21 protein-coding genes are annotated in these 16,763 nt (G+C 70.7%); 2 read left to right on the forward strand and 19 right to left on the reverse strand.

Features of this window, described 5'->3' with window-relative positions:
* Positions 1-22: 22 nt before the first annotated feature.
* The 15 genes from hypB to D474_RS0101320 all read right to left on the reverse strand — a co-directional run bounded on the left by hypB (position 23) and on the right by D474_RS0101320 (position 12,227).
* Entirely contained in the window at positions 23-823 is an 801-nt protein-coding gene (gene hypB, locus D474_RS0101250; RefSeq protein WP_026118072.1) for a hydrogenase nickel incorporation protein HypB, read from the reverse strand.
* Between the two features lie 2 nt (positions 824-825).
* Complete coding sequence (locus D474_RS0101255) at positions 826-1,155, reverse strand: hydrogenase maturation nickel metallochaperone HypA/HybF (protein ID WP_017611783.1); 330 nt, start codon at positions 1,153-1,155, stop codon at positions 826-828.
* A gap of 16 nt (positions 1,156-1,171) precedes the next feature.
* Positions 1,172-1,432, reverse strand: coding sequence for a HypC/HybG/HupF family hydrogenase formation chaperone (locus D474_RS0101260; RefSeq protein WP_017611784.1), 261 nt, complete (start codon positions 1,430-1,432; stop codon positions 1,172-1,174).
* Between the two features lie 28 nt (positions 1,433-1,460).
* Complete coding sequence (locus D474_RS34180; protein WP_017611785.1) at positions 1,461-1,580, reverse strand: DUF6893 family small protein; 120 nt, start codon at positions 1,578-1,580, stop codon at positions 1,461-1,463.
* Positions 1,581-2,090: a hydrogenase maturation protease gene (locus tag D474_RS0101270; RefSeq protein ID WP_017611786.1), complete on the reverse strand. Its 510-nt coding sequence runs from the start codon at positions 2,088-2,090 to the stop codon at positions 1,581-1,583.
* Positions 2,087-2,977: a hypothetical protein gene (locus D474_RS32915; RefSeq protein WP_051050901.1), complete on the reverse strand. Its 891-nt coding sequence runs from the start codon at positions 2,975-2,977 to the stop codon at positions 2,087-2,089. Before D474_RS32915 ends, D474_RS0101270 begins: the two co-directional genes overlap by 4 nt.
* A 541-nt stretch (positions 2,978-3,518) precedes the next feature.
* Positions 3,519-4,160, reverse strand: a complete 642-nt coding sequence (locus tag D474_RS0101280) for a DUF6084 family protein (protein ID WP_017611787.1) — start codon at positions 4,158-4,160, stop codon at positions 3,519-3,521.
* On the reverse strand, positions 4,157-4,876 hold the full coding sequence (locus D474_RS0101285) for a DUF5947 family protein (RefSeq protein ID WP_040702905.1): 720 nt from the start codon (positions 4,874-4,876) through the stop codon (positions 4,157-4,159). The genes D474_RS0101280 and D474_RS0101285 overlap by 4 nt, the downstream gene beginning before the upstream one ends.
* Entirely contained in the window at positions 4,873-5,793 is a 921-nt protein-coding gene (locus tag D474_RS0101290) for a NifU family protein (protein WP_017611789.1), read from the reverse strand. The genes D474_RS0101285 and D474_RS0101290 overlap by 4 nt, the downstream gene beginning before the upstream one ends.
* Positions 5,790-7,583 (reverse strand): nickel-dependent hydrogenase large subunit, encoded by a 1,794-nt coding sequence (locus tag D474_RS0101295; RefSeq protein WP_017611790.1) that lies wholly within the window; start codon positions 7,581-7,583, stop codon positions 5,790-5,792. The genes D474_RS0101290 and D474_RS0101295 overlap by 4 nt, the downstream gene beginning before the upstream one ends.
* A 75-nt stretch (positions 7,584-7,658) precedes the next feature.
* A complete protein-coding gene (locus D474_RS0101300) occupies positions 7,659-8,717 on the reverse strand; it encodes an NADH-quinone oxidoreductase subunit B family protein (protein ID WP_086002921.1) in 1,059 nt (352 codons plus the stop codon).
* Between the two features lie 116 nt (positions 8,718-8,833).
* Entirely contained in the window at positions 8,834-9,616 is a 783-nt protein-coding gene (locus tag D474_RS0101305; RefSeq protein ID WP_017611792.1) for a DUF6390 family protein, read from the reverse strand.
* Positions 9,617-9,646: 30 nt separating this feature from the next.
* Positions 9,647-10,753 (reverse strand): hydrogenase expression/formation protein HypE, encoded by a 1,107-nt coding sequence (hypE, locus tag D474_RS0101310; protein WP_017611793.1) that lies wholly within the window; start codon positions 10,751-10,753, stop codon positions 9,647-9,649.
* Positions 10,750-11,862: a hydrogenase formation protein HypD gene (gene hypD, locus D474_RS0101315; protein ID WP_017611794.1), complete on the reverse strand. Its 1,113-nt coding sequence runs from the start codon at positions 11,860-11,862 to the stop codon at positions 10,750-10,752. The genes hypE and hypD overlap by 4 nt, the downstream gene beginning before the upstream one ends.
* A complete protein-coding gene (locus D474_RS0101320) occupies positions 11,859-12,227 on the reverse strand; it encodes a HypC/HybG/HupF family hydrogenase formation chaperone (protein ID WP_338045262.1) in 369 nt (122 codons plus the stop codon). The genes hypD and D474_RS0101320 overlap by 4 nt, the downstream gene beginning before the upstream one ends.
* A gap of 150 nt (positions 12,228-12,377) precedes the next feature.
* Between D474_RS0101320 and D474_RS0101325 the strand changes: the two genes are divergently transcribed.
* Positions 12,378-12,731, forward strand: coding sequence for an ArsR/SmtB family transcription factor (locus tag D474_RS0101325; RefSeq protein WP_017611796.1), 354 nt, complete (start codon positions 12,378-12,380; stop codon positions 12,729-12,731).
* 25 nt (positions 12,732-12,756) lie between these two features.
* Here D474_RS0101325 and D474_RS27265 read toward each other — a convergent pair whose 3' ends face one another.
* The 4 genes from D474_RS27265 to D474_RS0101345 all read right to left on the reverse strand — a co-directional run bounded on the left by D474_RS27265 (position 12,757) and on the right by D474_RS0101345 (position 15,530).
* Complete coding sequence (locus tag D474_RS27265; RefSeq protein WP_394296514.1) at positions 12,757-13,335, reverse strand: energy-coupling factor ABC transporter ATP-binding protein; 579 nt, start codon at positions 13,333-13,335, stop codon at positions 12,757-12,759.
* Positions 13,336-13,525: 190 nt separating this feature from the next.
* Positions 13,526-14,284, reverse strand: a complete 759-nt coding sequence (gene cbiQ, locus D474_RS27270) for a cobalt ECF transporter T component CbiQ (protein WP_017611798.1) — start codon at positions 14,282-14,284, stop codon at positions 13,526-13,528.
* Positions 14,281-14,967 (reverse strand): cobalt transporter CbiM, encoded by a 687-nt coding sequence (cbiM, locus tag D474_RS0101340; RefSeq protein ID WP_017611799.1) that lies wholly within the window; start codon positions 14,965-14,967, stop codon positions 14,281-14,283. The genes cbiQ and cbiM overlap by 4 nt, the downstream gene beginning before the upstream one ends.
* Positions 14,967-15,530: a carboxypeptidase-like regulatory domain-containing protein gene (locus D474_RS0101345; protein ID WP_017611800.1), complete on the reverse strand. Its 564-nt coding sequence runs from the start codon at positions 15,528-15,530 to the stop codon at positions 14,967-14,969. Before D474_RS0101345 ends, cbiM begins: the two co-directional genes overlap by 1 nt.
* Before the next feature lie 177 nt (positions 15,531-15,707).
* Here D474_RS0101345 and D474_RS0101350 point away from each other — a divergent pair, with 177 nt between their 5' ends.
* Complete coding sequence (locus D474_RS0101350) at positions 15,708-16,760, forward strand: LacI family DNA-binding transcriptional regulator (RefSeq protein WP_204367093.1); 1,053 nt, start codon at positions 15,708-15,710, stop codon at positions 16,758-16,760.
* The last annotated feature ends 3 nt before the right edge of the window (positions 16,761-16,763 follow it).

The following is a 16,763-nucleotide window of genomic DNA, read 5'->3' on the forward strand; positions in this document are numbered from 1 at the left end:
CCGGGCCGGTACCGGAGGACGCCTACCGGGCCCGGACCGGCGTGCCCGCCGACGGGCTGTGCGCCCCCAGCCACGCGTACCACTCCTGCAGCCCCTCGCCGCGGGTGGCCGAGACCGGGTGCAGAGCCGCTCCGGGGTTGACCCGGCGCAGGTGCTCCAGGAACCGGTCCATGTCGAAGTCCAGGTGGGGCAGCAGGTCTACCTTGTTGAGCAGGACCAGGTCGGCGCCGCGGAACATGTGCGGGTACTTGATCGGCTTGTCCTCGCCCTCGGGCACCGACATGACGACCACCCTGGCGTGCTCGCCCAGGTCGAAGAGCGCGGGGCAGACGAGGTTGCCGACGTTCTCGATCAGGACCACCGACCCGCGGGGCGGGTCCAGGCTGCGCAGCGCGTCGGAGAGCATCTGCGCGTCGAGGTGGCAGCCGGCACCGGTGTTGATCTGGACGGCGCGGCAGCCGGGGGCGCGGATGCGGTCGGCGTCGAACGGGGGCTCCTGGTCACCCTCGACCACCGACACACCCTCGGCTCCGAGCCCGGTGATGGTGCGTTCCAGGAGTGTGGTCTTGCCCGAGCCGGGCGAGCTCATGATGTTGACGGCCCTGATGGTGTTCTGGTCCAACCAGGCGCGGTTGTGCCCGGCTAGGTGGTCGTTCTTGGCCAGCACGTCCTGCTCGAGTTCGACGGTGTGCGTGTGCCCGTGCCCACGGGCGTGGTCCTGCCCGTGGGAGTGCTCATGCCCGTGGGAGTGGTCGTGTCCGGGGACGGCCACCCCGTCGATCCTCGTCCCGGTGTCGTCGGAACAGCCGCACGTCGCGCACATGGTCACATCACCTCGACCGATCTCACTCGTAGTTGTGTCCCCGACAGCAGGTCCACGTCGGAGCTGCCGCACGGACAGATCACCGCCCAGGTCCGCACGGTGAATACCTCTTCGCAGGTCAGGCACTTCCCCTGGCCTTCGGGTTCGTCGATGTCCAGCCGGGCGCCGGCCAGCGTGGTGCCCTCGGCCGCCAGGTCGAAGCAGAAGCGCACTGCGTCGGGGACCACGCCGGACAGCAGTCCGATCTCCAACTGAAGACTGCGAACGCGGGCCGGGCCGGTGCGCTCTGCGACGCCGGCGACGATGCTCTCGGTGATGGCCAGTTCGTGCACCCTGCCTCCCGGGGCCTCACCCTGCGGTGCGCCGGTCGATGCCCTCGTCGGGCCGGCCCATCGTCTGCAGCCCGTCCAGGGCCCGCCGCGCCCGGTCTCGGTCGACCTTCTCCATCACGAAACCCATGTGGACGAGCACCCAGTCGCCGGGGGCCAGCGCCCCCGGGTCGAGCAGGCCGGTGTTGACCTGCCGGTGCGCGCCGGCCACGTCGACCAGGGCGAGCTGGTCGTTGTCCCGGACCAGTTCGACCACCTGGCCGGGGATGCCCAGGCACATCCGTGATCAGTCCCCTCGTTCTCGGGCGTCACATCCTGCGGATCCTCTGGTACCTCTCGATGTCCGGTTTGGAGCGCACGGCCACGACGACCAGTACGCCCGCGAGCGCGACCAGCGCCAGTGCCGTGACTTTGCCGAGCGTGCGCATTCAGGTCTCCCTCCCGGCCGACCGCGGTGACGGCACCGGCGGCGCGGCCAGTTCGTGGGCCAACAGGTCCCGCACCGCCGCTGTGGCGGTGCCCACCGAGGCGGTGACCGCCTCGGAGAGTCCGATGCCCTCGCCGGTGGACGCTGGTTCGCACCCCACGACGAAAGTGCGGGGCAGCCGTCCGCCCAGGGACTCCACGGTCGCGAGCACGGCGGCCGGGTCCATGCCGTGGGCGTCCACCCCGGCGGACGGGGGCAGGTCAGCACGCCCCACTTCCAGCACCCGGACCGTCCCCGGTCCATGGTCGCCGGGCAGGGCGTCGACGAGTACGAGTGCGTGGTAGCCCTCCAGCAGGTCGTAGGCGAGATGGAGCCCGCGGATGCCGTAGTCGACCGCGCGCGCGTGTGTGGGCAGGGGTTCGCGGGCCAGGGCGCGGACGGCCTCGGGACCGAACCCGTCGTCGCTGAGGAAGATGTTGCCGACACCGGCGATGAGGATCTGCGTGTTCAAGGCCGGCTCCCCTCCCCCGGAACGGGACAGGGTTCGACCTCGTGGGTTCCGAAGTAGAGGTAGCGCCCGTACCACTCGTGGAGTTCGCTCGCGGGGTCGTCACTGAGCAGGACGGCCAGGTGGATGCCTCCGTCGACGTCGTGGTGCACACCCGCCACGGTCGCGGTGCGGTCGGCGAAGAACAAGTCCTGTGCATCGGCGCCGGGACCGGGGCGCAGGCGCACGGTGCTGCCGCGGCCGAGGGCGACCCCGGCGACCTCGACGGTGTCGGTGGCCGGGTCCACGGAGGCGTCCGTCCCCGGATCCCACCAGGGCCGGTCATGCCCGGCGGATCCCTCCCGCTCTGTCGGGGTGGCCCAGACCGGGACGCCGTCGGTGCCGCTGCGGGGGCCGGGCACGGGCGGGACCTCCTCGGTGAGGCCGTGCATGCGTTCCAGGTCGCCGGCGGTGAGTGCGTCGCAGCGGTCCACGATCTCGGCCGCCCTGGGGTCGGTCGCCCTGGCCTCGTGCTTCTCCTCGTCGGTGAGGGTCATCACGCGCAGGGAGAGGAGTTCGTCGATCTCGGTGGAGTCGAACAGGTCCCCCCGGCTGTGTTCGGCGGTGGCGGGCCGGTCGTAGAGGATGATCGGCGCGGCCAGGACCACGTCGTCGGTGCCGGTGTCCCCGACCAGGACCGGCCACAGGCGGTGGCTGCGGCAGGCGCGGGCCTGATCCTCGGCCCAGGGGGGCGGGTCGATCACGGACGCGAAGACGGCGCCGTGGGCGCGCAGGGTCAGGTGTGCGCTGAGCGCGCTTCGGCGCAGGGTGCGGGCGCGGGCGTCGTGGTGGTGGTCGGCCTCCGTGGGCGATTCCTCGGCGTGGGCCGCCCCCCGGTTGGAAAGGGTCACCCGCAGGGTCTGGACCGGGCCGTCGCCGCCGGTCAGTTCGAGGCGGGGGGNCGGCGTACGAGGCGGCCCAGGGGTGTGCCGTACTCGTCGTGCAGGGGTTCGGTCGCGGTTCCGGCGGGGACCTCTACGTCGCCTGTGTGTGCTCCGGACCGCAGTGCGCACAGGTCGAACGTTCCCAGGTCGATCTCGTGGTCGACGGCCTCGTCCCAGCTGATCCAGGTGGTCCCGCCGCACTCCAGGGTGTGGACGGGTCGGAACGTGCCGGGGCCGGTGACCCGTTCGACGGTCCGGGCCTGCAGTTGCAGGAAGCGGACTCTGATTCCGACCTCTCCCTGGCCCCTGTCGTGCACCAGCAGGTCGGTGGCCATGGTGGGGCCCTCGGCCTCGGCACCGTTCTCCGCGTCGCGGGGACCCAGGACACCGAACTGCCACCGCACGCGGTTCTTGCCCGAGGAAGCGCGGTAGGGGTAGAGCAGGTAACCCTCGTAGAGGACCGCGTCGGCGACCGCGCGAGCCTGCTCGAGACCGTTCTCGTGTGTGTTCATGGTGTGTGCACCCCCGCCTCGCGCAGCAGTACGGCACAGGCCTCGTCGTGGCTGAGCAGTCCCCGCCGGCTCTTGAACCGCTGCAGGGCGGTGATGGTCGTGTGGTCCAACCGCAGCCACCCCTTCCCGGGGAAGTGGTGGGCGATGAGCTCCTGCCACACCTGTACCGGCATGCGGTGGTCGACGTCGTGGTGCCAGGGGATGCGTTCGACGGAGAACCCGCCGCTGCCCCGAGTGAAGACGGTGCCGGAGAAGCTCAGCGAGAGGGGGACCTCGCCCCCGCGCAGTGCGTTCAGATACTTGGCGGCGGCCACGTCGAAGTCGTAGGTGACGATCATCGGCAGCTGGGCCTCGGTGCTCTCGCGAAAGCCCTGGACCATGGCGGCGGCCTGGGTCCACAGGAACGGTTTGAGTGTGCTGCCCCAGCGTGCGGGATCGCCGAACAGGTCCACGACCCCGGCCCGTTCGTCCTCGTCGTAGCTCCGGCGTTGGGCGTCGATACGGACCTGGGCGTTGAGGGCCACGGCATGCACCCGCTCGCCGGTGTGCTCTCCGATGCGCAGCCCCACGTTCAGGGTCGGTGCGGCGGCGTGGCGTTCGGCCTCCACACCCAGGACCTCGAAGGACAGTTCACTCATGCGCTCCCCCGGTGGCTGTGCGCGGGCGGGGCGGGCCTGCTGCGGCGGCGCAGGTCGGCGAAGAAGGTCTCCAGCCGANCCCGTACCTCCTGTCCCCCGTCGAACCCGCGCCAGGTGCTGCGCAGATGCCCGACCAGCTCGTAGCAGGTGTCGATGGGCACGAGGAAACACGCGAACCGGTCGTCGTGACCGGACGCCATGGGGCTGCGCGCGCCGGGCGCGGCGACCAGGATCGCCTCCACGTCCGGGGCCGCCCCGCCCAGTGCGGGGTTGTCGTCCACCACCTCCTGCCAGGCCTCGAGCGGCAGCTCGGACTCGGTGGCCCCGGCCGGCCCGGGATAGAAGGCCACGGTGCGGCCCAGTCGGGAGTTGGTGAAGAAGAACGCCATTCCGACCGGGATCTGCAGGGCGTCCCAACGGGCCTGGTCCAGGGTGAAGTCGCCGAAGCTCAGGTACCGCTCCGGCACCGCCCGGTACCGGCCTGCGGCGGCGCCCTCGGCGACGAACAGGTAGGAGCAGGGCCGACAGGTGCACAGCAGTTCGCGCGATTCCAGGTCGACCACGTGCGGGTGGTGCTGCCCCGCCGGGCGCGCACACATCTCGCACTGCTCCGCACTCACGTCGCCGTCCCCACCACCTCCGGCGCCGGTCTCCGATCGTGCGCGGCGCAGGGCCGCGACGGCGCGGCCGGTGGCCACCCTCCGCCTCATCGTCATGCCGGCACCTCCCGGGGCAGGGCGATCTCCCAGAGCCCTCCGTCGTCCAGCAGCGGCAGCGGTTCCAGGTGGGTGTCGGCCTCGGCCACCTCCGCCCCGGCCCGGCGCACGTCGAAGTGGGCGCGGCAGTGCGGGCAGACCATGGCCACTCCCCCGGACGGCGAGCCGACGATCCTCTGCAGGCCCGCCCCCTCCAGGCCTTGTCGGCACCGTGCGCAGCGGTCGCGGTAGGCGTAGGTGTCCGTGCCCACGCGGCACACGACGACCCCGGCTCCCCCGACGGTCATCGCACGGACCGTGCCCGGGGCGAGGTCGTCCAGGTCGAGGGTCTGCCAGGTCGAGGCAGGTTCGCTCCGCCCTGCGGCCTCGTCCCCGCCCTGGTCCGCGCGGACACGGCTGAACAGCGACTCCGAGGAGATCAGCGCAGGGCCGGGTTCCTCCTCCGCGGTGGCGTCGCACTCGATGTCCTCGATCTCGGGTGCGGCGGCGCGCACAGCGCCCTCCACCGCCAGCTCGAGGGTCGCGTTCGAGGACGGGCAGCCCTGGCAGTTGCCGAGCATGCGCAGGCGCACCAGGCCCCCGTCGACCTCGACCAGGCTCACGTCTCCCCCGTGCGAGCCCATGTAGGGCCGCACCCGGTCCAGGGCCCGCTCGATGCGAGTGTGGACGTCGTCTGGGTGCAGGCCGTGCAGGAGCAGCAGCGCCGAGACCTGTTCGTCGTCGGCGATGCGGTCGAGCACGCCGTCGGTGAGGGCCCCGGACTCGTCGGCGATCTCCAGGAGCCGCTCCAGGCCGGCGCCGTGCAGCTCCACGACCAGGGACACCAGCTCCTCCACCCGGTTCTGCACCAGTGGCCCGGCGGCGGCGAAGGAGCTCATGAGCTGTTCGACGCGTTCGGCGTCCCGGCCGGCGCTCATCCCTCGGGCTCCTGACCGCTCGGCGAGTGCAGCCGCTCCACGCTCTTGCCCTGGCCCAGGTACATGTGCACGCCGCAGGGCAGGCACGGGTCGAAGCTGCGCACGGTACGCATGATGTCGATGCCCTTGAAGTTCTCGCGGTCGTTTTCCTCGAACAGGGGCTGGCCCTCGACCGCGTCCTCGTAGGGGCCCGGGGTCCCGTAGGTGTCCCGCGGGCTGGCGTTCCACGGTGTGGGCGGGTACGGGTGGTAGTTGGCGATCTTGCCGTCGCGCACCACCATGTGGTGCGAGAGCACACCGCGTACCGCCTCGGTGAAGCCGCAGCCCACACCCTCCTCGGGGACCTCGAAGGGCTCCCACGTGCGGGTGTTGCCCGCACGGATCTCGGCCAGGGCCTTCTCCGCGAAGTGCAGGGCGCACACGGCCGCGTAGGCCTGGAAGTAGGTGCGCGCGCGGTTGCGTTCCAGGGTGTTGCTCCACCGCGGGACGCGCCATTCCAGTTCCATCTCGGGCTCGAGCCCGGTCCGGGGCAGGATCATGCGCACGCTCGAACCGGTGGCCTTGAGGTGGTCGGTCTCCACCAGGCCGGCCAGCGCGGTCGACCAGAGCCGGGCCAGGGCGCCGCCGCCGGTGTCCAGCGGGAGGTGGTCCCGGCCGTCGAACCAGCGCGGCGACATCACCCAGCTGTACTTGTCCTCCAGGTCGCGGCGTTGCGGGTGCGGGTTGGTGTGCTGGTTCCACGGGTGCCGGGCGTCGACCGGGTTACCGAGCGGATCGTGGCTGACGAACTTCTCCTGCCCCTGCCAGTCGTCGTAGTAGGAGCTCCCCAGCAGGATCCGGATCCCCAGGTTGATGTCGACCAGGTCGGTGGTGACGAGCTCGCCGTCCACGACCACGCCCGGGGTGACGAACATGCGCCGGCCCCAGTCGGTCATGTCCTTGTACGAGAAGTTGCACACCTCCGGGTCCTGGAAGGAGCCCCAGCAGCCCAGCAGGATGCGGCGATTGCCGACCTGTTCGTATCCGGGCAGCGCCTCGTAGAAGAAGTCGAAGAGGTCGTCGTGCATGGGCACCGACTTCTTCATGAACTCGATGTAGCGCATCAGGCGGCTCATGTAGTCGGTCATGAGCTGGATGGTGGCGACCGTGCCGACCCCGCCGGGGTAGAGCGTGGAGGGATGCACGTGGCGGCCCTCCATGAGGCAGAACATCTCCCGCGTGGACCGGCTGACCTGCAGCGCCTCACGGTAGAACTCCCCCGAGAAGGGGTTGAGCGCCCGCATGATGTCGGCGATCGTGCGGTAGCCGTGGAGGGCTGCGTTGGGCGCCCGGGCGTTCTCGGCCCGTGCGAGCACACCCGGGTTGGTCTCGGAGACCATCTTCTCGCAGTAGTCCACCCCGACCAGGTTCTCCTGGAAGATGTTGTGGTCGAACATGTACTCTGCAGCCTCGCCGAGATTGACGATCCACTCACCGATGTGCGGTGGCTTGACGCCGTAGGTCATGTTCTGCGCGTAACAGGAACAGGTCGCGTGGTTGTCGCCGCAGATCCCGCAGATGCGGCTGGTGATGAAGTGTGCGTCGCGCGGATCCTTGCCCTTCATGAAGATGCTGTAGCCACGGAAGATCGACGAAGTGCTCTTGCACTCTGCGACGGTCCCGTTGGCGAAGTCCACCTTCGTGTAGATACCGAGGCTGCCGACGATCCGGGTGATCGGATCCCAGTTCATGTCGACCAGTTCGGGCTTCGTGGTGTCCTTGTCCGTGTCCTTCTCGGCTCTGGTGGCCATGGTGGCTCCCCCGCGGTCTGCTGATCGGTTCGTCTCCTCGCGGCGCGGGAGGACCCCGGCCCTCCCGCGGCGGTGTCATCGGGCCGGTTCGTATCCGGTGTTCAACGTCCTGCCACGCCGGCGCCACCTGGGTTCCTTGTCCAGAGTGCGGCGGGTGACCTTGCGCAGGGAGCGCATCATGGTGCCGTAGCCCGTGACCGCGGCCGTGGAAAGCTTTCCGCCGGGCGGTTCGTCCATGAACGGCATGAACTTGTCCGGGAACCCCGGCATGGTGCAGCCGATGCAGATGCCCCCGACGTTGGGACAGCCGCCGATCCCGTTCATCCAGCCGCGTTTGGGGACGTTGCACTTGACGACCGGACCCCAGCATCCGAGCTTGACGATGCACTTCTCGGAGCCGTACTCCTCGGCGAAGTCGCCCTGCTCGTAGTAGCCCGCGCGGTCACAGCCCTCGTGCACGGTCTTGCCGAACAGCCAGGTCGGGCGCAGCGCCTCGTCCAGCGGGATCATCGGTGCCTGCCCCGAGGCCTGGTAGAGCAGGTAGGTCAGCGTCTCCGACAGGTTGTCGGGCTGGATCGGGCACCCGGGTACGCACACGATCGGCAGCCCCGCCCCGGACTTCCAGTCCCAGCCCAGGTAGTCGGGGACCCCCATGGCGCCGGTCGGGTTGCCCTCCATGGCGTGGATCCCGCCGTAGGTGGCACACGTGCCCACCGCCAGGACCGCCAGGGCCTTGGGGGCGAGCCGGTCGATCCACTCGTTGGTGGTGATGGGCTGGCCGGTGCTCTCGTCGTTGCCGAATCCGCACCAGTAGCCCTCGCCGCTGACCTCCTCGTTGGGTATGGACCCCTCGACCACCAGGACGAACGGTTCGAGTTCACCGCGGTCGGCCTTGCGGAACCATTCGAGGAAGTCGTCCGCGCCGCCTTCGGGCCCGCACTCGAAGTCGATGAGCGGCCAGTGGACGGCCACCCGGGGCAGCCCCGGCAGGGCTCCGAGCGCGATCTCCTCGATACTGGGCTGGGTCGCTGCGGTCAGGGCCACGGAGTCGCCGTCGCAGCTGAGCCCGGCGTTGATCCACAGTACGTGGATCGGCTCTTCCTCGGTCTCTTCGGGTTTCTGTCGTTCGGTCATGACGGGCATGTCGCCACCGCCTCCGCACGCGCCGCGGGCGCGTGCGCCCGGGGCTCACTGTCGTGTCGGGTCGGATTCCTGTCGGCACTTCGGCGTGTGGTGCAAGCGCATCACCTTCAGTGGTGTGTTCTCTCTCGTCCGGTGGCGCCCTCACGCGCCCGATTGGTCAGGGCGAGCTGCTGCGCGGTACGCCGGCGCAGCTGGTCGAGCTGGTGGGGGGACAACGTGTCGCAGATCCAGTCCCAGTGCATGGCGACCCGGTCGCCCTCGCGCACCGCACCCAGCAGGGAGCGGCCCCTGTGGGCCCAGCACGGGTGTTCGGTACGGGCCTCCCCCAGAGCCAGGTGGCGGCCGTCCCAGGTCAGCGGGCGCGAACGCACCACGGCCCGGTCACCGTCCACCTTCTGGACCCTCCCCCAGCGGATCCGGCACCGGTCCAGGATCGACAGGGCGGGCTGTCCGCCGTTGACGTCGAGCAGCCCTGTCCACGGGTAGACCTCGAAGACGTGGAAGCCGTGGTGGGCCCGCGCGGGCGCGATACCGTGCGCACCGGTGGCCAGGCCCGCCATGCGTGCACCGTGCTGGTCACCGAACCGGGTGGTCACCGCACGGGCGAACTCGGAGCTGTCCAGGCGGTCCAGCAGCGCGTTGCCCAGCCAGTAGGCCTCGACGACCCTGCGGTCCAGCGGGTCGGTGTGCCCGGTCCCCGCGGCGAGGGTCTCCAGATAGCACCAGGCACCGTCGAACTGTCGGGCCAGGCAGACCAGATCGCCGCCGGCCCCGGAGGGACCCGTCGCGTCGAGCACCCGCTCGGTCTCCTCGGGGCCGCAGTAGCCCAGTTCGTTCGGGGGATAGGCGTAGCGGGCGAACATGGCTGCGCCCGCCGTGTCGGGACTCATCCGGCCCTCCCCTCATCGGCCGTGCGTTCGTCAACAAATACGCGGGAGTTGCTCACCGACCGGCAGGTCGACCACGCGTGTGGCGCCCAGACCGGTGCGGCTGACCATGGCCCCCGGGTGGTCGGCCACGCACTCGCCGACCACTGCGGCCTTCTCTCCCCGGGGGTGTTCACGCATGGCCGCCAGGACCTGTTCGGCTTCCTCCGCGGGCACGATGGCCACGAGCTTGCCCTCGTTGGCCACGAACATCGGGTCCAGGCCCAGCAGCCCGCACGCGCTGGAGACCGCCTCGGGCACGGGCAGGTCCCTCTCGGTGATCTCGATGCCCACACCGGAGGCGACGGCGATCTCGTTGATCGAAGCGGCCAGCCCACCCCTGGTCGGGTCGCGCAGCACCCGCAGGTCCGCCCCGGTCGCGCGCATGTGCTGCACCAGGCTGTCCAGGGCGGCCGTGTCGCTCTCCACCGTGGTGCCGAACTCGATCCCTTCACGGCTGCTCATCACCGCGATACCGTGCAGGCCGATCTCGCCGCTGAGCAGGACCACGTCGCCGGGGCGTGCGCGGTCGGGGCCGATGTGCACGTTCTCGTCGAGGAGCCCGACGCCGGCCGTGTTGACGTAGATACCGTCCCCGTGCCCGGAGTCGACGACCTTGGTGTCGCCGGTGACCAGCTGCACGCCGGCACGGCCCGCGGCCTCGCCCATGGTGCGGGCGACGGCGTTGAGCTCCTCCAGCGGTGTGCCCTCCTCCAGGATGAACGCGGTCGACAGGAACAGCGGCCGCGCACCGGACATGGCGAGGTCGTTGACGGTGCCGTTGACGGCCAGGTCCCCGATGTTGCCGCCGGGGAAGAACGTGGGCCGCACGACGAAGGAGTCGGTGGTGAAGGCCAGGCGCCGGCCGCCCACCGTACAGACGGCGGAGTCGCCGAGGTCGGGGGTGGCGGCGTCGCCGTAGCCGGGCAGAAACAGGTGTTGCACGAGCTCGGCCGACATGGCCCCGCCCGCACCGTGGCCCATGACGATGGTGGGCGAGTCGCGCAACGGGGCCGGACACGTCCACGCGGCGGGGTCGACGGCTGCCGATGGGTGCGGGACGGCCACGAGGTCGGTGTGGTCCCGGGCTTCCTGGGTCATGAGGTGGCCCCCGATCCGGCCAGGTCGAGCCGACGGTACTGGTAGTAGGCCGCGCACGCTCCCTCGGAGGAGACCATGGTCGCCCCCAGGGGGTTGCGCGGCGTGCACAGAGTGCCGAAGGCCGCGCACTCGTTGGGTTTGATGAGCCCCTGCAGGACCTCACCCGATCGGCACACCGAGGACTCCTCGGTGTTGATGCCACCGACGTCGAAGCGGTACTCGGCATCGAAGGCGCGGTACTTCCCGGACAGGCGCCAACCGCTCCGGGGGATCATGCCGATGCCGCGCCAGGAGCGGTCGGTCACCTCGAACACGTCTTCCAGCATCTGGCGTGCTGCGGGGTTTCCGTGCTCGGCGACAGCGCGCGGGTAGGCGTTCTCCACCTCGCTGCGGCCCGCCTCGAGCTGGGTGACGGTCTGCCGGAGCCCGTCGAGAATGTCCAGCGGCTCGAACCCGGTGACGACGATCGGAACCTCGTAGCGCTCGGCCAGCGGCGGGTACTCGCGGGTGCCCATCACGCTGCACACGTGGCCCGCCGCCAGGAAACCCTGGACACGGCAGGTGGACGACTCCATGATCGCGGCGACGGCCGGCGGCACGAGCACGTGCGAGACCAGGAGCGAGAAGTTCTCCACACCCAGGCGCTGGGCCTGGTAGACGGTCATGGCGTTGGCCGGTGCCGTGGTCTCGAAACCCACGCCGAAGAAGACGACCTGGCGGTCGGGGTTCTGTCTGGCGATCTTGAGCGCATCCAGGGGCGAGTAGACCAGTCGCACGTCGGCCCCTTCGCTCTTGACGCGGAAGAGGTCGCGCTCGCTCCCGGGCACGCGCAGCATGTCTCCGAAGGAACAGAAGATGACGTCCTCGCGGGCGGCGATCTCCAGGGCCCGGTCGATCATGTCCAGCGGGGTCACACACACCGGGCACCCCGGGCCGTGGATCATCTCGATACCGTCGGGCAGGAGCTGGTCGATGCCGTGGCGGATGATGGAGTGGGTCTGGCCGCCGCAGACCTCCATGATCGCCCAGGGCCGGGTGGTCACTTCATGGATCCGGTCGAGGAGCTTGCCGGCCAGCGCCGGATCGGAGAACTCGTCCAGGTATTTCATCGCTGCCTCGGTTCTTCCACACCGGCCTGGCGCGCGGCCTGCGCGAGCTGGTCTCCGAACTCCTCCTCGAGCAGCCCGAGCTCCTCGAAGTTGGCCAGCGTCTCCCGTGCGGATGCCTCGTCGAGTTTTTGGATGGCGAAGCCGACATGGACGATCACGTACTCACCGAGAGATACCTCGGGGACGTATTGCAGACAGACGTCCTTGAGCGCTCCCCCGAAATCGACCTCGGCCATGCGGGTGCCGTCCTCTTCACGAAGACGGACGACTTTGCCGGGTACGGCCAGACACATACGCGCCTCCCCCGGGCGCCACACGAACGGGTGGCACCGAGACACTCGGGCAACACGGGTGCGATGACTCATGGAGCTTCCCGCGGCTTCCGGAAGTGTCCTGCGTCACATGGACTTGTCGATGGTCTTTCCCGTGGTGACGGGCGGCCAATCGTGTGGCGCACGGTGTGTACGGGAGGGCACGTGTGGCGCGCCCCGTCAGGGCCGTGCCATGATCGGCCCATGGGCACCCCGAGAACGGTGATCGAACCCGACAGGGTCGAAAGCGCCCTGCGCGGCCTGGGCGACGGTGCGGCCGTGCGCGACTGGGCCCAGCGCTACGCGGTGGTGGCCGACCCGACCCGCCTCACCCTCCTCGTGTGCATCCACTACGCCGGGCCCATCTGCGTCTCGGACCTGGCGCTGGCGGCGGACATGGGCGAGACCACCGTCTCCCAGGCGCTGCGCCACCTGCGCGCGCACGACCTGGTCGACGCGACCCGAGAGGGCAAGCTGGTGCGTTACCGGCTCACCGACGAGACCGTGCACGAGCTGATCCATCTGGTCCGCCCCCACTCCGAGGAGACCGGTCCCTGACCGACGGGCGGGCGGTACACGGGGGTCAGCCCTCGATCGGCGGGCGCGTGGCGAGGCTCGCAGGGCGCTCCAGACCATGGGCCTGCATGAGGCGGTCCCGGCCCATCACCGCACACGGTTCACCTTCGGCGACGACCCTGCCCGCATCGACCACGGCGACGCGGTCGCACACCTCCAGGACGAACTCCAGGTCGTGGGAGGCGACCAGGAGTGTGTGGGTGCTGGTGCGCAGGAAGTCGACCAGCCGCCGGCGGGCACGCAGGTCCAGGCTCGCCGTGGGTTCGTCGTAGACGACCAGCCGGGGGCGCAGGGCCAACACGGCGGCGACCGAGACCATGCGCCGCTGCCCTCCTGACAGGTGGTGGGGCACGCGGTCGGCCAGGTCGGTGGTGCCGGTGAGGGCCAGAGCCTCCTCGGTCCGCGCGCGCACCTGTTCGGGGGGCAGCCCGAGGTTCTGGGGCCCGAAGGCGACGTCGTGCCGGACCGAGGCGCAGAAGAGCTGGTCGTCGGGGTTCTGCATGACCAAGCCGATCTCGGGCCGGAAACCGCGCGTGTGGACCGGTGTGCCGAAGAGGTGCACCCGGCCCGCCTGCGGGGCCAACACCCGCACGCGGCGAAGAAGAAGGTGCTCTTCCCGGCCCCGTTGGGTCCCACGAGGCCGACGCGCTCACCGGGTCGCATACACAGGTCGAGCCCGCACAGCGCCGGAGTTCCGTCGGGATAGGCCAGGTGCAGGCCGCGGGCGTCCAGGGCCGGGGGACCGTCCACGGGGTACGGGTCTCGGGCACGCTCGTTCACCAGGCCTCCAAGGTGATCAGGGCGGCGGCCGCGGTGAGGGCGGCCGCGGTTCCCGCCAGGTCGGCCGTGCCGGCCCGGAAGGTGTGCCGGCCCGGTGGCCGGTTTCCGTGCCCGCGCAGGAGCATGGCGCGGTGGACCCGGGTGGAGCGGTCGTGGCTGCGCACGAGCAGGCTTCCGCCGAGTGCGCCCACGGTGGCCAGGGTGCGCCGGTCCGGACGCCGCGGGGCGAACGCGCGCAGGCGCGCGGACCGGCGCATGCGGCTCAGGTCCTGGTCGATCTCCTGGAGATAGCGGTGGGTCAGCAGCAGCATGTCGGTGAGGACCTGGGGCAGGCGCAGGGCACGCAGCGCGGTGATACTGGTGTGCATCGGTGCCGTGGCGAAGGCGATCAGCGCCAGTGTGACCACGGCGGTGAACCTGCCGGCGATCAGGAACAGCTCCAGGGTTCCCTCCCGGTAGAGCGACACGGGCCCCAGTTCGAGGAGCACCGTGGGACCGGACACCAAGGGCAGGGCCACGACCAGGCAGAACAGGATCGCACCCGGGCGGCGCAGGCGCGCCAGGACGAAACCCGCGGGCAGGCGGGACAGCAGGACCAACGATGCGGCCACGGCGAGAACGGCCGGCACCAGGAACGGGTCGGTGACCACGGCGCAGGCCAGGGCAAGGGCTCCCAGCGAGACCAGCTTGCAGCGGGGGTCCCACCTGTGCACCGGGGAGCCGGCCCCGTGGTGGTGGTCGATGGCGTGCATCATCCGTGGTCACGCTCCCCCTGCGTCTGTGTGCGCGCCGGCCCGGGCAGGAGCGCCGGCCGCACCCGTAGCAGGAACAGCACGACGACCGCGGTGACCGCGCCCTCGACCACCCCGAGGGGCACGTGCGCGATGACCAGGCCGGTGATGGCTGCGCGTTCGACGGCGGTGTCGAGGTGGGTGGGGATCGAGGTGACGAGCAGGGCGAACAGGATCCCCGCGGCCGCCACCAGTCCGGCGAAACCGCCCAGGAAACCGGCCAGGCCGGTACTCACGGTCGGCCGCACGCGGGCCAGGGGCCCTGCGCGGCACAGGCGGAAGAGCCCGTGGGCGAGCAGGGCCGGCACACCCATCATGGCCGCGTTGACACCCAGGACGGTCAGCCCGCCGTGGCCGAACAGCACGGCCTGGAGGAAGAGCCCGACGACGATCGCGGGGAAGGCGAACCAGCCCAGCACCACGCCCAGCAAACCGTTGAGGATCAGGTGGACGCTGGTGGGCGGGACGGGCAGGTGGATCCAGGTCAGCACGACGAAGGCGGCGGTGAACATCGACGCCTTGGGGATCTGCGAGGCCGGGTCCTCCGCGGCGTTGATCCGGCGCAGGGAGTACCACAGGGCCGACGCGGTGACGGCGTACCCGCCGACGAGCACGCCCGCGGGCAGGACTCCGTCGGGGATGTGCATCAGGCCCGCTTCCGGCCGAGGAAGAACAGTGCGGTACCGACCAGGCCCCACACGGCAAGGGCGCCCATGAGTACCGTCTGCAGCATGTTGCCGCCCGAGCCCGTTCCGGCCCGGTCACTGCTGCCGGCCGGCTCGGTACCGTCGTCGTCCTCGCGCTCGCCCTCGGGCCCGGGTCCGCCGTTCTGCTCCGGTTGCTCGCCGGCCTCGTCGTCGCCCTCCGGCTCCTCGTCGGCGACCTCGACCTCCAGGGTGTCGCCGTGTCCGGCCTGGCGCACCTCGACCTCCCAGGTGCCGGGCTCGTCGGGGGCGAACAGGTACTGGCCCCGGTCGTCCACGGTCCCCGTGGCCCACGGCTGCTCGGTACCGTCCGGCGCGTACACACTCACCTGGGCCTCGGCCATGGGTTCGCCGGTGTCGTAGCGGGCCTCGACCACCACGGCCTCGGCACCGTCGTGGTCGAGTTCGACCCCGTGTGCGTGGGCCGGTCCCGGCCAGGCCAGGACCAGGGCTGCCGCGCCTCCGACCAGGATCGTCGGTCTCGTGCGTGAGCGGGTGCCTGCCATGGCCCGACCTCCGGGGCGTCCGTGGACACACCTGATCATCTGATCAGACCAGAATAAATCGGTGGTCCGGTTCACACAACGGGCCTCGTGGGAGGTCTGCCGCATTCGGTACTTAACGTTGCTTAACGCTTCGGCGCTGGCCTAGCGTCGGCCTCCAGCGGGACACGAGGAGGAATCGTGCACCACAGCGCAGCACCGTTGCGGCGACCGTGCTCCGCGGCCGCTGTGGCCCGGGCCGCCGGGGTCTCCACGGCCACCGTCTCCTACGTCATGAACGGCAAGCCCGGGGTCTCCGAGGCGTTGCGCCACCGGATCCTCACGCTCGCCAAGGAGATGGGTCACCGCCCACGCGCCGGCGACGACCTGCCCACACCGCAGCGCAACCGGGTCATCGGACTGGTCGTGCCGAACATGATCAACCCGATGTTCTCCCGCTGGGCCCACGGTGTGGTCGAGCACGCCGAGGAGTCCGGGCACGAGGTTTTCCTGGCCACCTCCAAGGAGGATCCCGAGCGTCTGACCCGGACCGTGCGGGCGCTGGTCGCGCGCCGGGTCGACGGTCTGATCTTGACGTCCGTCCCGCGCGAGGACGTGGGTGCGCTGTCGTTCCTGCAGACCGTCCGCGTCCCCTACGTGCAGCTCTCCCGCAAGTCCGACTTCGTGCCCGGCGACTTCGTCGGGGTCGACGACACCACCGGCGCGCACCAGGTCATGGAGCACGTGCTCGACCACGGGCTCACCCGCGTGGCCACGGTGATCGGACCGAGGACCTCCTCGGCCTCCGCCGCGCGCGAGCGCGGGTTCCTCGCGGCGGCCGCCGCCCGCGAGGTGCCGGTCCCGCCGCACTGGAGGATCAGCACCTCGCTGGACAACCTGGGCGGGCGCCGGGCCGCGCACGAGCTCCTGGAGGGCGGTCAGCAGCCCGACGCCGTCGTCTGCGGTTCGGACGAGGTGGCCATCGGGGTCATGGAGTACCTGCTCAAGCACGGGGTCCGCACCCCGGAGGAGGTCGCCGTGACCGGCTTCGACGGCCTTCCGCACAGCCGCTCGGAACTGATCGGCATGACCACCGTCGTGCAGCCGCAGGCGGAGATGGCCCAGTGCGCCTTCGACCTGTTGCAGCAGCGGCTGAACACGCCCGGGACGCCGTACCAGAGCATCATCCTGCCCCACCAGTGGTGGAGCGGACGCTCGTGCGGCTGCCCGTCGGACCCGCCCCACACGCAGTGAAGG

This window comes from Nocardiopsis salina YIM 90010 (assembly GCF_000341025.1).
Taxonomy (GTDB): domain Bacteria; phylum Actinomycetota; class Actinomycetes; order Streptosporangiales; family Streptosporangiaceae; genus Nocardiopsis; species Nocardiopsis salina.